Genomic DNA, 14,208 nt, shown 5'->3' with positions numbered 1-14,208 from the left:
AAAATGTGTGTTATGTTCAAGATATTTAATTCGCTCTATGGTGAACACCGTTCTATATTCTAGTGGTACCACATTGATTTCATACCGCAATAGTATGTTGAGAAAGCTTATTGCCATCGTAAAGGGGAACCTATGTTCGCAACCAAATTGAAAGCAGAATTAGCCAAAAATATTGAAATGATGAGCGAACTAGAGGGGATAGTGTCTTCGATTAAAGCCAGTGTTGCCACCATCGAATTTTCGACAGATGGAAAGATACTCGATGCCAATCCTTTATTCTTAAAGACGATGGGCTATCAACTTGATGAGATAGTTGGTCAACACCATTCGATGTTTTGTAAGTCAGCATATGTCGCTAGTCATGAGTATCGCAGTTTTTGGCCCGAGCTGAGCAAGGGAGTTGCGCATCAAGGGACTTTTGAGCGAGTGGCTAAAAATGGTCACACCGTTTGGCTTCAGGCAAGCTATTTTCCAGTTAAAAAGAATGGCTCGATTTTCAAAGTTATGAAAATCGCCAATGATGTGACGCGAGAGTATTTAGAGTTAGAGAGTAAAAACAACATTATGCAGGCTTTGGAACGGTCTTTAGCGATCATTGAGTTTGATCCTCAGGGAAATATATTGCGTGCTAATGATAATTTTTTAGCCACGGTCAAATACAGTCAGGAGCAAATTAAAGGACAGAAACATAAGATGTTCTGCGATGAGCTTTTTTACCAGGAAAACCCAAATTTTTGGGCCGATCTTGCCAAGGGAGAATTTAAGTCTGGGCGGTTTTTACGAAAGACCAGCTATGGCGAGGATGTTTGGCTGGAGGCAACTTATAATCCGATTATTAACCGTGAAGGCAAGGTGACTCGGGTCATTAAATTTGCGACCGACATTTCTGCGCAAGTCGCGAGAAACTTAGCCGTGGCAGAAGCCTCTGAAATTGCATTGAGTACTTCTATCGAAACCGCACAAATCGCCAAACAAGGCTCTGAGCTTTTACAAGACTCGGTTCGGCTTTCTGGCGGTATTGCTGATCAAGTCAAGCAAACTTCTGGGCGAGTACAAGAATTGAATATTAAGTCCCAGAGTATTGAGGCGATTGTTTCAACGATTAAAAGTATCGCCGAGCAAACCAACTTACTGGCCCTGAATGCGGCGATTGAAGCGGCCAGAGCTGGTGAACAGGGGCGCGGATTTGCAGTGGTTGCGGATGAGGTGCGCTCATTAGCTTCCAGAACCAGTCAATCTACTTCTGAGATTGCCGAAGTGGTATCAGAAAACCAGAAATTGACCAGTAGTGTCACCAAAGCCATGGAGGAAGTTGCGGCTATTTCAGCCGAAGGTATGGATAAAATCTCTGAAGTTTCAACGGTAATGGATGAAATTTATAAGGGAGCAGAGAATGTTTCGAATACGGTGACGCAACTCTCCGAAACTCGCTAGTCGTTTTACTGGCGGGATGACGCGCCATTCAGTTGTTGCCCTCAGGCAAGTTTATAGTATCTGGTTTGGCACTTTTTACTCGAGGCTGTCGTTTGACGCTTTACTTCGGCTCTTAATTCGCAAGATTGGTCTCTTACTTTGCAGGATATAGTGCCCCCAAAATTGCTGCTCTGCTTGCTCCGGTGACCGAACTCGCATTGCCTGCTTGTTGTTCGATGAAGCAGCGAGCTAGCCAGGCAAATGCCATCGCTTCTAGCGCTTGTTCTGGGATCCCCAGTTCTGAGGTTCGACTGAGTCGTAAGTTGGGAAGGGCCTTGGCTAGTAATTCCAGTAAAAATGGGTTGTTATCGCCGCCGCCACAGACATAAACACAACCCTTATCATGCTTGTTCAGTGACTGAGCAATGCTTTGAGCGGTAAGGTGGTACAAGGTGCATTGCACGTCTGCAGGTTTGATTTTAGCGAATCGGGCTTGTTGGAGATGGGTATCTAGCCAAGCTAAATGAAAGTACTCTCGCCCTGTACTTTTGGGGGCGGGTAGGCAGAAATAGTTATCACTGAGCAAACAGGTCAATAATCCGGGATTTGGCTGGCCACTACGCCCCCAATGACCATGGTCGTCATAGGCTAAGCCTTTTGGGTGGTGGCGTTGAAAATGCTGGTCAAGTAAGGTATTGCCGGGCCCCGTGTCGTAACCGAGTAGCGTTTGGTTAGCGATCAGGCTAGTGATATTCGCAATACCACCGATGTTTAAAATAAATCGCGCCTCGCTGGGGTCACTAAAAATGGCTTGATGGAACGCTGGTACCAGAGGAGCGCCTTGGCCCCCTAAAGCCATATCTTTATTGCGAAAGTCGGCAATCACATCAATACCCGTTGCGACCGCAATGTGACTGGGGCTTCCGATTTGCAAGCTAAATCCGAGTTCAGGAAAGTGACGAATGGTTTGCCCATGGCTTCCAATTGCTTTTATTTGGGTGGGCTCAAGTCGAGCTTGTGCTACCACTTGGTTTGCGGCGTTTGCAAACAGTTTCCCCATTACCACACTGGCTTGTGCCATTGCTGTTAATTCATTCGTTGCCGGACTACATAAGCGGTGCAGTTGGGTCAATAAAGTGTTAGGAATGGCCTGCTGGTAGTGGGCTAATAAACATGGTGGCTGTTTTGCGAAGTCAACCAACACCGCATCGACCCCATCCATGCTGGTGCCAGACATTAAACCAAGATAAATTTCGCTCATGTGAATCGCTTAATTCATGGCCAATAATACACGTTTGGTATTATCGAGTTGGGCAATCCGTGACTTAGCCGTAGGCAAGAAGCGTTTTTTCTTATCACCCTTAAGTGGCGTAGACGTCGGTAGTTTCACCGTTCGAGGGTTTTTATGTACACCGTGAACCAAAAACTCATAATGTAAATGTGGCCCGGTAACACGACCGGTAGCGCCTACCGTACCAATTATTTTCCCTTGTTTAATTCGTTGTCCAGTTTTTACATAACGTTTTTTCAAGTGCAAATATTTGGTGACATAGGCACTGCTATGTTGAATAAACACATAATTGCCATTGTATTGATTGTATCCTGATTTTATCACCCGGCCATCGCCTGCAGCCTGAACTGGCGTACCCGGTTTCGCCGCATAATCGATCCCATTGTGTGGACGAACCTTTCCTGTCACCGGATGTAAGCGGCGAGGATTGAAATTGGAGCTGATATATTTAAAATTGACCGGCGCGCGTAAGAAGGCCTTGCGCATGGGGCGCCCTTCTGGTGAATAGTAGTTATCATCATCGTCGTTGCGAACCGCTCTAAATACTTCGCCCTGATTAATAAATTCAGCGGCAATAATATTGCCATTGCCAGCATACTGTCCGTCAACATAGTATTCTTCAAACAACACCATAAAGCTGTCGTTGCTGCGAATGTCGAGAGCAAAATCGATGTCCCAACCAAAAATGGCCGCTAAAGCCATGATTTGTCCCTGACTGAGTTGTGCGCTAATCCCGGCATTCCAAAAACTTGATGTAATGTTGCCTCGCGCAAAATTGGTTCTAATTTCTAGCGCTTTTGTTTCCACTCTGGCCTGAAATTGTTGCTGTTCATCACGCTCAATAATTAAGGTTTGGTATTTTGAGCGTGGATAACGTAATTCTATTAACTGGTCATTTTCATCTAAGTAAAAATCTAGTTTATCGCCAGGATGCAGGGTTCGCAGTTGATGTGCTTCGCCGCCTAACTGATCGATTTGATAGAGGCTCTTTGCGCTGAGTCCAACACGAGAGAATAACAACGCCATACTATCGCCAGATTTTACAGTTTGTCGTTTTAGGGTATAAAAATGTTCTTCTTCGGGCTTGAGTTGGCTGCTCTCGATTGCTAAGTCTAAACGGTAACGAACACCACGTTGTAGTGGCTGTTTGGTATCGAATTGGCTGAGCCGTTGTTGCACTTCGCTTGCTTTTAGACTTTCCTTTGAGGCGTTTTCAGTCGCATTGAGAGTTAAGGCGCTGATTGGTTTTGACTGCAACGAAGGGCTTGCCTGTGGAGCCGCTGAGCTCGCTTGTTGTAAGTGCGCTTGGTTAGTGGTCGATTGACTGCTATTGGCTTTCACGTGAAGATCTTGTGAGTTGTTTAAATCACTGCTGGCTGGCTCTGAGGTCTCATTTGAAGGCAAACTGATTTGAGCTACCGGAGCAGATAAATCGATGGGTTGGCGTGATTGTTCTGCTGAGACGGGAGGGTCGCTGGGAAAGAGCAGTGCGGCCAGCACTACAATCAGCGCAATCAATAAGAGCCGTCTATGACGTTTTGGTAATAAGCTTGCCAATCTACTTCCAACATACAAACAAGAGATTAGGCCGATTGTAGCTAGATGCCAGTCAGAATGCCAGATTCAGTGCGTTTGCTGGCGATTTATCCATAATAAATTGAAGCTAAGACCCAATTTGGCGCAAGTTGACAAAAGGTGGTGCAAGCGTTTTCGCTTCGATTTATAAACATAATGTTGTGGTCGTTAAGCGCTCAGGATAATGATTGGTATACTGAGGGAAAGTTGAGTTATTGGTGAAATAAATCGCTAACAGGATGCTTATTGTAGGCTATCTGTGTTGAAGTTTTGTTTATACTTATTGTTCAGGTAAAGCTGGCACAAGACTTTCATTAGTTCATCTGAAGATTTTTCTTCACTCGTATATGCTCTCGTCCCACTCAGTTATCTGAGTGGTTTTTTTTTCGAGTTTTTTCTAGAACATCACATAGCTCAGTTAAGCTTTCGAGAGTGCGTAGTGTTAGCCGATGTGCTTTATCGGGATCTAAATGATAGATGGTTTGCTGCTGTACTGCTTGTAGTTGCGGCCATTTATTCCAGAAGTGATTGAATGCCCACTGAGCCACAATGATTGCCTGTGGATTGGCGGCCAATACCAACTCTTCAGATAATAAGGGATAAGGTGCTGGCGCTTCGGCCATAATATTCTCACCGCCGCATAGGCGGATCCCATCGTTAATCCAACTCTTGGCTGAAATACTGCGTAGTGGATTGTGCCATAGTTGATAAAAGACACTGACCTTGGGCCGAGTTTGGTAGCGTTGTTGAAGTTGCTTCAGAATTTGTTGGCTTTGTTGACTGAGTCGCAGACCTTGCTGCGGCTCTCCAAGGGCTCGCCCCAATTGTAATATTTCTTGTGGTAGTTGCAGCAGTGTTTTGGGAGCCGATACGTAGACAGCAATATTGAGTGCCGCTAATTTCTGAGCGAGACCTTTTTGATTCCCCTGTTGCCATACCAACACTAAATCGGGCTGCAAGGCCAAAATGCTCTCTAAACTAATGTATTGGTAGTTACCTATTCGCGGTAGAGATTTCGCCGCCTTAGGGTAGTCGGCGTAATCTACGGTGGCAATCAGACGATTGCCAGCACCTAAGGAATACACCAGTTCGGTCAAGTGAGGGGCTAAGGATATAATACGTTGTGGTTTGCTTACCGCGACGCTGTTAAAACTGAAGCAAAGTCCTGCAATGAGCAGCCAAATTCCTCTATAAGTAGACAATACGCGCCACATAGATTGGGCTGAGTAACAATAAAAATAACAAAGCACTCATATTCAGTTTTAAGGCTAGTCGGTCTAATTCAGCGGCTTTGGGATAATGTTTACTAGGGCCAAATCTAGCTTGTTCAACTTTTTTTTGTTGATAAAGGCGAGGCCCTCCAAGCTCACTTTGTAGACTAGACGCGGCGACGCCGAGCAATTGACCGCTGCTGCTGTAGGGCCAGCGAAATCCTTGCTTACCTGCTGTGAAGTTGCGTCCGTAATGACCATAGCAGCAAAAAATTAAACTGAGTATGCGGAAGGGGAGCCAGCTAAAGGTTTGATAAAGAATGCTCGCAGTGCGACCAAATTGTCGATATTGCACTAGCTTGGGGTTCCAAGTTTGATGTAACTCGCAGACTAAGCGATAGCTTAAGGCTGGAACGATACCGCCGACCATAAACCAAAAAATCACCCCAAACCAATTGCTAGCTAAGCGGAGAAGCAGCATCTCGGCGCTGGCTTTGGCTACCCCCACTGCCGAAAGCTCTTCACAATCGCGCAGTACCCAAGGGCGAAGTAAGCTGCGGGCTTGCTGATGCTGCTGCCTATTGATCAGCAAAGTGATTTTGTGATAGCTGTGCATTGGTTGTTGCCATTGCAATAAACACAGTAATAACAAGGGGTCAACCAGCATTGTTAAGGGATTCAGTTGATTAAACAGAACTAAGCCTATGGCTAAAGGTAGCACTAGGGTAAACAAGGCCATGCTGCCAGCTAGACGCTGTTGTCTGGTTCCATTACTGCTCCGATTGACTTTTTGCGCTAACAGCTCGGCTAAGCGACCAACAACCAACAAGGGTTGCTTGAACAGCTGGCCGCTGATCAGTCGCTCTAAGGCAATGCCGAGTAAAGGGATGCTAAGGCTGAACCAAAGCCAAGAGCTTTCATCCATTAGCGTTGCAGCTGTTGCAACATCGCTAGCACAAGGGCGGTAGAGTGCTTGGCTGCGGTTTCTAAAAATTCATCAAAAGACGCGGGTGATTCTTTACCAGCAATATCCGATAAAGCACGGATCACAACAAAGGGCACTTTGGCTAAATGGCAAACCTGAGCGATTGCCGCTCCTTCCATTTCCACCGCCATCATATTGGGGAAGTCAGCGCGGGCTTTTGCTACTCGCTCTGGGTCGGCCATGAAAATATCACCAGTACAAATTAAACCTCGGACGATTTGATGCCCCGATAGTTGTTGAGCGGCCTGCTCGGCAAGCTCAATTAACTTGCTATCGGCCTTATAGGCGGCGGGGTTGGCTGGTAGTTGACCCATTTCGTAGTTAAATGCGGTGAGGTCAACATCGTGGTAACGCAGCTCCTCAGAAATGACTACATCACCCACTTTTAGCTTGGGATCGAAGCCGCCAGCAGAACCAGTATTAATCACTTGGCTGGGCTGGTAGCGCTGCAATAATACGGTGGTGGCGATCGCTGCGGCAACTTTACCAATACCAGAGCGAGTGACCACAACGGGATGCTGATTAATCTCTCCACTATAGAACTCACAACCTGCAAAGCTGTAGGTCTCACAGTTGTTGATTAGTTCGCGAAGTGCTACCACTTCTTGTTCCATTGCACCAATAATTGCCGTTGTCATAAGTGTCTCTGTAGTTAAAGAAGAAATCCGCCAGATTTTATCATAAGCCGATGGGATAGACAGCTATAGATCGCGCACAAACACGTGTTGTGATTTGCGATGTTTAAAGCCGATATGTTGATAAAATTGGTTGGCCTGTTCACGAGTGGTATCGCAACGGACCCGAATTTCACCTACCCCGCGACTGTTTGCCCAATGGCGGCATTGTTTCACTAAGTGGCGGCCAATGCCTTGTTTTTGGTAGTTCAAGTCGACAGCCATGCCACTAATTTCGGCAAAAGGAAGTGAGCCTAAACGTAAGGCTACATAAACATGTACCCAGCCAATCACTTGCTCTTGTTCATTGAGGTAAACAAAAGATTGATGGGCAGGGTTTTCCAAAATGGCATGAATGTTCGGTAATACAGTTTGTGCCGTTGGGTGGTAGCCAAGTTGTTCAGCCAATTTGGCCACTGCGCTGGCATCTTCTTCACGAATGGGACGAATATGCATAGTTTTCCTTATGTTCGTTAAAATTCACTATTATTTTTATCAGTCAATAGTTACCGCCTTCTGCGGCAGACTGCAAGCAGCTTAGGTAAGATTTATGACTTTTTTAAGTCTGTTACAGGGATTTTGTTGCCAGAAGTTTGTTGCAAGTGTAATTGTCCCGAGAAATAAGTGGCGAACTCGGTATTCGTCTCATCATTAACTTCGCTATATTATCCTTGTTTATTGAAGGCTTAGTATTATCTATCAAGCTTTCTGGCTCTGCATTACAGCTAGAGAGCTGCGAAATAATGTAAAACGGCGTGGGTCACATTTCTGTATCGCTATAGACAATAGTCGTATTGTAGGGTTTTCTAAATTAGTCTTTACTAATTTAAATTCTCAGCTTGTTATAGCAGGAGTTCGTTAGATGTCGCATATTGTGGTATTGGGTGCCGGATTGGGTGGTTTAGCGGGGGCTTACGATCTTAGAAATAGATTGGGTAAATCACATCAGATCACGGTGGTAAATGAGTACCCCGCATTTCATTTTGTTCCTTCTAATCCATGGGTGGCGGTGGGATGGCGAAAGCCAGAACAGATCTGTATTGATTTACTTAAACCTTTGACTAATAAACAGATTGACTTGGTGGTGGGGCGAGCGACTTTACTAGATGCTGCACATAATCGGCTGGAGATAGAAGGGGCTGATGACTTGCAATATGACTATCTGGTGATCGCAACTGGGCCCAAATTAGCTTTTGAGCTGATTGAAGGTGCAGGGCCTGTGGGCGGTTTTACTCAGTCGGTTTGTACCTTAGGGCACTCGATCGAATGCTATCAAGATGTGCAAAAGCTCATCGAAAACCCCGGTCCAGTGGTCGTGGGGGCTTTTCAAGGCGCGAGTTGTTTTGGTCCTGCCTATGAGTATGCACTGATTTTAGATAAGGCGCTGCGGGATGCGAAAATCAGGCATAAAGTCCCGATGACCTTTGTGACTCCAGAGCCTTATATTGGTCATTTGGGGCTGGGTGGGGTCGCTGACTCTAAATCGATGTTGGAAAGTCAGCTGCGTAATCGGCACATAAAATGGGTGGTTAATGCCAAAGTTGAGCGGGTGAGTGAAGGGAGCATGCGAGTGGTTGAATGTGATCACCAAGGAGAGCTGAGAGACATCCATGATTTAGCATTTGTACATGCGATGTTGATCCCTCCTTTTAAAGGAGTTGAGGTGGTGGCTCAGGTACCAGAACTGTGTAATGAAAAAGGTTTCGTTAAGATTGATGAGTTTCAGCGCTCTCCCCATTATCCAAATATTTTTTCGGCTGGTGTTTGTGTAGCGATCCCGCCTGTTGAAGTTACCCCAGTGCCACTAGGCACACCAAAAACCGGTTATATGATTGAGTCGATGATGACCGCGATTGCAGAAAATATTCATGCCGATTTAACTCAGCAACCAGCCACAGCAAAAGGCAGCTGGAATGCGGTTTGTTTGGCCGATACCGGGGATGGTGGGATCGCATTTGTGGCGATGCCACAGATCCCTCCGCGTAATGTCACTTGGTTTGCTCAAGGCAAATGGGTGCACTTAGCCAAGGTTGGTTTTGAAAAATACTTTATGCATAAGATGAGAGCTGGAACCAGCGAGACATTTTACGAGAAGTTTGTGATGAAAAAGCTTGGCATCGAGCGTTTAGAAGATGAGTAGTTTATAGCACGCTGATCTTCGAGGATTGACCAACAATAAAGGTGCTGTATTTTGCGGCACCTTTATTGTTGAGTTCTATTGTTTAAGCCCAAATCACCAAGCTGAACAGCTTTTTACCGCGCTTAATTAAGGTGTATTTGCCAAACAATGCGCCGTTTGCACTCAGCTCTGCCATTGGGTCAGTGACTTTCTCGCCATTAATGGCAACCGCACCATTGCCAATGAATTCACGCGCCATCTTGTTCGATTTTGCCAGTTCGGTGGCGGTTAATAGCTCAACCAAGCTGGCTTGTGTTTGCTCAATTTGACGACAGGGTAAGCCATCTTGGGCCAGCTGCTCTAAGTCTGATTCGCTGAGCGAGCTTAAGTCACCAGAAAATAGCGCTTGGGTGATCCGCTCTGAAGAGGCTAAACCTTCTTCACCATGTACTAAGCGGGTGACTTCACGAGCTAAGATGGCTTGCGCTTCAGGTCGGCCCTGAGCACTTTTATCACGCTCTTCAATGGCAGCAATCTCTGCAACACTTAAGAAGGTGAAGTAACGAAGGAATTGGTAAACATCGGCATCGGCGCTGTTAATCCAAAACTGGTAGAATGCGTAAGGAGAGGTACGTTTAGGATCGAGCCAAATTGTGCCAGTCTCAGTTTTACCAAATTTAGTGCCATCGGCTTTGGTGACGAGCGGCATGGTTAAACCATAGACTTTATTGCCATACATACGGCGCGCCAGATCGATACCACCAGTAATATTCCCCCACTGATCGGAGCCACCAATTTGCAGGGTGGTATTTTCTTTGTCGCTCAACTCGGCAAAATCGAAAGATTGCAGCAACATATAGCTAAACTCGGTGAAAGAAATGCCCGATTCATCGCGGTCGATACGCTGCTTCACCGACTCTTTCTTGATCATTGCATTTACGCTGAAGTGTTTACCCACACCGCGCATGAAATCAATCACGTTGACGTTGCCAGTCCAATCGAGGTTGTTAATCACTTTCGCCGCATTGTCTTGCTCGCCAAATTCAATAAATTGGCTGACTTGTTTTTGTAGCTTAGCAACCCAACCAGTCACCACTTCATCACTGTTGAGTTTACGTTCGGCCGCTTTAAAGCTTGGATCGCCAATTAAACCAGTTGCCCCACCCACTAGGGCTAAAGGTTTATGGCCTGCCAGTTGAAAACGCTTCAACATCAATAGTGGCACCAGGCTACCAATGTGTAGGCTGTCGGCGGTGGGGTCAAAGCCACAATACAGGGTGCGGGCTCCACTAGAAAGGTGTTCGGCCAGTTCTTCGTCGGCAGTACATTGGGCGACTAAACCACGCGCCTTAAGATCTTCTATTAATGGATTAACCGTTGTTGTCATAATTTAACCTGTATCTATTGCTGTGCCCACGGGGGCGGTGAACAAATTTCGAGCCGAAGATTCTACACTTAAGCTAGCGCTAAAAAAACAGCTTAATTCCGCTAACTGGCCTATTTAAGCTGAACTTGGGATGAATTGCCTGGTGCTTGGCTCGTTTCGCCTGATTTTGCGCTTATTTTATTTTGCCGCTTGAGAGTTCTTCGGCGAGATCGAGAGGCGCGACAATGGTCCCTTCTCCAGCAAAGCTGGGAGCAACGGCAATGTCGAAGCCATCTTGGCTCATACCGGGCGCCCATTTCTCGATAAAATCGTCGAGCGAAATTGCAAGCGATTGAAAGCTGGAATGATCTTTACTGGCCCAGTGTTCCGCAAATGCAGGTTCGCTCCATAGTAACAGGACTTTTTCTTCGCCGGTTTCGATGATTAAGCAACCCTGCTCATCACTTAAAGTCCATAGTTGTTGCGCTTGGCGAGCCTGCTCTACAAACGACTGGTAACGTTGTTTGCTGGTGAGACGGTTGTATTGCTCTATGGCGGCATTGTCGCTGCTACTCATATTGATTCCTAGGTGATAAATTGCGGCGCACAGTATAACAGCTCTGTTTGATCAAAATAGCCTTTAGATCTGTCGTTGGATTGATCTATGCCGATGCAGTGCTCGGCGCTTATCGCTAGACTGGCTTCCGTGATTTTAAGCTGGTTTTGGTCAACGTAGGTAAGTAGTTGTTGTGCAATTAGATTTATATGTAAATACGCTCGGGCGTCACTTAAAGCAGCAGTTTGCTGGAAAAGTCCGCAAACTTAGTGTGGATGGTGATTTTACCTGTCCTAATCGCGACGGTAGTATTGGCGTTGGCGGCTGTACTTTTTGTAACGTGGACTCCTTTGTGAAACCCGAACAAAAACGTTTATCAATTGCTGAGCAGCTGACTGCGCGTAAAGCTGAAATGAAACATAAAAATATCGCTTATCTCGCCTATTTTCAGGCCTATACTAGCACCTATGCTGAGATTGAGTATTTACGTTCGATGTATCAGCAGGCTTTAAATGACCCATCGGTGGTGGGCTTGTGCATTGGTACTCGCCCAGATTGTGTGCCAGATGCGGTATTAGAAATGTTGGCCGAATTTCAGCAGCAAGGTAAAGAAGTGTGGCTGGAGTTAGGAGTACAAACCGCCCACGATGAAACCTTGAAGCGAATTAATCGAGGGCATGATTTTGCGGCTTTTGAACAAACGGTGGCGCGGGCTCAGCGACACAAAATTAAGGTTTGCGCGCATTTAATTTTAGGTTTGCCAGAAGAAACGCTAACGCATTATATGCAATCGCTTGAGGCTGTATTGGCTTTGGATATTGCAGGTATTAAGCTACATCCCTTACACGTGGTGGAAGGCAGTACCATGGCTAAGGCTTGGCGAGCGGGTCGTTTAAGCACCATGAGCCAAGCTGAATACGTGAGCGCAGCGGTAAAGCTGATCCAGCATACGCCGCCACATGTGGTGTTTCATCGGGTGAGTGCGCATTCACGGCCTCCCATATTATTAGCGCCAGAGTGGTGCCAGAATAAATGGTGGGCACTCACCGATATTGCGAAAGCACTGGCTGAACAAGGCGCCCAAGGAACAGCCTTAGCCACTAAAGTTACTTAGTGTGTGACGTAATTACTTGTTTCATAATAGAATAGTTCCATATTTTGCATTATCAGGTAAAGTAGTCTTCAGCTGCAGAAAAATGGACGATTGATGCAAGAGACTTTTTATCCGGCGATTTGGATGCAATTCACTATCGCGGCGCTAAGCGCATTGTTAATTACGGTGATTATTCTCTGGGGCTTGGCACGTCGACGGATCCTTATCCAGCAGGCTGCGATGGTCAAGTCTCCCGCGGCACAACTGATGTTAGATGCGAACACCAAAGAAGTTGTGTTTGCTAATCCCCGCTTTTGTGAGTTGCTACAGCTGACGAATAACAGTAAAGCTTGGGTTTTCTCTGAGTCTCGGCATCTCACGCAATTGATTGACTTGCTTCAACCTTATACGGCTTCACAGAAGATGGAAGGGGTGCACTGGCAGCTCGAGTCTCCACCACAAGCCAAGGTATTATTACTTTACGCCAGTTTAAGTGTGCACGGTTGTCGAGAGCTATGGTTTATTAATGCTTATGAGAATGCGCAAGGCTTTGCCTATCTAAATCGAATAGAGCAAGAACAGAAGTTGTTTGCAGACGTACTTCATTCCATTCCAGAGTTTATTTATTTTAAAGATGCTAATGAACGTCTACTGGGCTGTAATCAGGCTTGGGCAGGGTTCCACGGCCTAAAACCCTCTGAATTAACAGGCAAGCGTTTAAGTGATTTTCTGACGCACTACGAGTTAGGGCGTAGCCAATTACATGATCAACAGGTGCTCGCGGGAGAACCATGCCAGTACACCGAGTGGTTTAGCGCGCCAGATAGCCGACAAATTTTATTACAAAATAATGTTTACCCACTTAAGAATCAGCATGATGAAGTCACTGGAGTACTGAATGTTTCTTATGATGTGACCAAGTGGCATGAGTTGAACCGTAAGCTGGAACAAGAAAACCAAAATCGAATTAGTTCCGAGAAAAAGCTCGGGCGACAAAACAATCTGATCCGTACGGTATTTCATTCAACGCCAGACCCACTTGGGTTTATCGATGATAAAGGCAACTTTATTGGCGGGAATGAACCCTTTGCCAAGATGTTTGGTTACACCAGTGACGATTTGCATGGCAAGCATCTCACCGAAGTTTTAAGTGAAGAACAATTAGAGCAGCATCAACAGCAAAATCGACAAATTTTAGAAACCGGTAAACCGCTCCGTTATGAAGAATTGGTTTATCTCGATGATGGTCATCAGATCTGGTATGAAGTGATCAAAGGACCTTATCTCGATGATGAGAGCGGTGAAAAGGGGATTATTTTTATCACCCGTGATGTGACGGAGCGAAAAACCACCGAACAACAGCTGGCTGATGCAATTATGCAGCTTCAAGAATTGAGTTTTATTGATAGCTTAACCCAGGTGGCCAACCGTCGTAGTTTTGATGAAAAATTGCAGCAGTTATGGGTCACCCATCGTCGCGAGGGAATTGAACTCAGCCTGCTGTTGTTAGATATTGATTGTTTTAAGCAATATAACGATAACTATGGTCACCAGCTGGGGGACGATGCGCTACGTCAAGTGGCGAAAATAATTAGTCGTTCGGTGAAGCGTGGTTCTGATTTAGTCGCGCGTTATGGCGGAGAAGAGTTCGCTATTTTATTACCAAACACCAGCTTGGATGGGGCTAAAATTATCGCAAATAATGTACTTGAATATCTCGATGAAGCACAAATACCTCATGAGTATTCAGGAGTGAAACCAATTATTTCGGTGAGTCTTGGCTTAGCTTGTATTGTCCCCGAGCAGGGGATGGATTATGGCGAATTAGTTCGAATTGCCGATTTGCAATTGTATCGCGCGAAACACCAAGGCAAGGCGCGTTTTTGCGCCGCCAGTGATAGTGTTTAGGGATGGCTCTATGCGAT

General features: G+C 45.9%; 12 protein-coding genes. 4 read left to right on the top strand and 8 right to left on the bottom strand.

Translation table 11 applies throughout. From position 1 onward, the window contains the following. Positions 1–132 precede the first annotated feature (132 nt). Complete coding sequence (locus ACRRSX_RS17825; RefSeq protein WP_432451872.1) at positions 133–1,434, top strand: methyl-accepting chemotaxis protein; 1,302 nt, start codon at positions 133–135, stop codon at positions 1,432–1,434. 133 nt (positions 1,435–1,567) lie between these two features. On the opposite strand, the gene ACRRSX_RS17820 is transcribed toward ACRRSX_RS17825, so the two are convergent. From ACRRSX_RS17820 to ACRRSX_RS17795, 6 genes are all read right to left on the bottom strand, one after another. Next, on the bottom strand, positions 1,568–2,674 hold the full coding sequence (locus ACRRSX_RS17820) for an anhydro-N-acetylmuramic acid kinase (RefSeq protein ID WP_432451873.1): 1,107 nt from the start codon (positions 2,672–2,674) through the stop codon (positions 1,568–1,570). Positions 2,675–2,683: 9 nt separating this feature from the next. After that, positions 2,684–4,261, bottom strand: coding sequence for a peptidoglycan DD-metalloendopeptidase family protein (locus ACRRSX_RS17815; RefSeq protein ID WP_432451874.1), 1,578 nt, complete (start codon positions 4,259–4,261; stop codon positions 2,684–2,686). A 380-nt stretch (positions 4,262–4,641) separates the two neighbouring features. Then, positions 4,642–5,481 (bottom strand): cobalamin-binding protein, encoded by an 840-nt coding sequence (locus tag ACRRSX_RS17810; RefSeq protein ID WP_432451875.1) that lies wholly within the window; start codon positions 5,479–5,481, stop codon positions 4,642–4,644. After that, positions 5,468–6,415: a cobalamin biosynthesis protein CobD/CbiB gene (locus tag ACRRSX_RS17805; protein WP_432451876.1), complete on the bottom strand. Its 948-nt coding sequence runs from the start codon at positions 6,413–6,415 to the stop codon at positions 5,468–5,470. Before ACRRSX_RS17805 ends, ACRRSX_RS17810 begins: the two co-directional genes overlap by 14 nt. After that, a complete protein-coding gene (gene mtnN / locus ACRRSX_RS17800; protein WP_432451877.1) occupies positions 6,415–7,113 on the bottom strand; it encodes a 5'-methylthioadenosine/S-adenosylhomocysteine nucleosidase in 699 nt (232 codons plus the stop codon). The genes ACRRSX_RS17805 and mtnN overlap by 1 nt, the downstream gene beginning before the upstream one ends. 63 nt (positions 7,114–7,176) lie before the next feature. Continuing rightward, entirely contained in the window at positions 7,177–7,605 is a 429-nt protein-coding gene (locus tag ACRRSX_RS17795; RefSeq protein ID WP_432451878.1) for a GNAT family N-acetyltransferase, read from the bottom strand. Positions 7,606–8,011: 406 nt separating this feature from the next. Here ACRRSX_RS17795 and ACRRSX_RS17790 point away from each other — a divergent pair, with 406 nt between their 5' ends. After that, the gene (locus ACRRSX_RS17790; protein ID WP_432451879.1) at positions 8,012–9,289 is read left to right on the top strand and encodes an NAD(P)/FAD-dependent oxidoreductase; all 1,278 of its coding nucleotides are present in this window, start codon (positions 8,012–8,014) and stop codon (positions 9,287–9,289) included. An 82-nt stretch (positions 9,290–9,371) separates the two neighbouring features. On the opposite strand, the gene tyrS is transcribed toward ACRRSX_RS17790, so the two are convergent. Both tyrS and ACRRSX_RS17780 read right to left on the bottom strand, forming a co-directional pair. Next, positions 9,372–10,655, bottom strand: a complete 1,284-nt coding sequence (tyrS, locus tag ACRRSX_RS17785) for a tyrosine--tRNA ligase (protein WP_432451880.1) — start codon at positions 10,653–10,655, stop codon at positions 9,372–9,374. 172 nt (positions 10,656–10,827) lie between these two features. Continuing rightward, on the bottom strand, positions 10,828–11,211 hold the full coding sequence (locus tag ACRRSX_RS17780) for a DUF2750 domain-containing protein (protein ID WP_432451881.1): 384 nt from the start codon (positions 11,209–11,211) through the stop codon (positions 10,828–10,830). Between the two features lie 172 nt (positions 11,212–11,383). Between ACRRSX_RS17780 and ACRRSX_RS17775 the strand changes: the two genes are divergently transcribed. Both ACRRSX_RS17775 and ACRRSX_RS17770 read left to right on the top strand, forming a co-directional pair. Beyond that, entirely contained in the window at positions 11,384–12,304 is a 921-nt protein-coding gene (locus ACRRSX_RS17775) for a TIGR01212 family radical SAM protein (protein ID WP_432451882.1), read from the top strand. A 93-nt stretch (positions 12,305–12,397) separates the two neighbouring features. Then, complete coding sequence (locus tag ACRRSX_RS17770) at positions 12,398–14,191, top strand: sensor domain-containing diguanylate cyclase (protein ID WP_432451883.1); 1,794 nt, start codon at positions 12,398–12,400, stop codon at positions 14,189–14,191. Positions 14,192–14,208: the final 17 nt, after the last annotated feature.

Source organism: Agarivorans sp. QJM3NY_30 (genome assembly GCF_050870855.2).
In the GTDB taxonomy this organism is placed as follows: Bacteria; Pseudomonadota; Gammaproteobacteria; order Enterobacterales; family Celerinatantimonadaceae; genus Agarivorans.
Note: the sequence above shows the minus strand (reverse complement) of the source record. Positions and strands in the feature narration are given on the sequence as shown.

Coding starts and splice junctions, on each gene's coding strand:
- ACRRSX_RS17825 (WP_432451872.1), top strand. CDS start 133: ATGTTCGCAACCAAATTGAAAGCAGAATTAGCCAAAAATATTGAAATG.
- ACRRSX_RS17820 (WP_432451873.1), bottom strand. CDS start 2,674: ATGAGCGAAATTTATCTTGGTTTAATGTCTGGCACCAGCATGGATGGG.
- ACRRSX_RS17805 (WP_432451876.1), bottom strand. CDS start 6,415: ATGGATGAAAGCTCTTGGCTTTGGTTCAGCCTTAGCATCCCTTTACTC.
- mtnN (WP_432451877.1), bottom strand. CDS start 7,113: ATGACAACGGCAATTATTGGTGCAATGGAACAAGAAGTGGTAGCACTT.
- ACRRSX_RS17795 (WP_432451878.1), bottom strand. CDS start 7,605: ATGCATATTCGTCCCATTCGTGAAGAAGATGCCAGCGCAGTGGCCAAA.
- ACRRSX_RS17790 (WP_432451879.1), top strand. CDS start 8,012: ATGTCGCATATTGTGGTATTGGGTGCCGGATTGGGTGGTTTAGCGGGG.
- tyrS (WP_432451880.1), bottom strand. CDS start 10,655: ATGACAACAACGGTTAATCCATTAATAGAAGATCTTAAGGCGCGTGGT.
- ACRRSX_RS17780 (WP_432451881.1), bottom strand. CDS start 11,211: ATGAGTAGCAGCGACAATGCCGCCATAGAGCAATACAACCGTCTCACC.
- ACRRSX_RS17770 (WP_432451883.1), top strand. CDS start 12,398: ATGCAAGAGACTTTTTATCCGGCGATTTGGATGCAATTCACTATCGCG.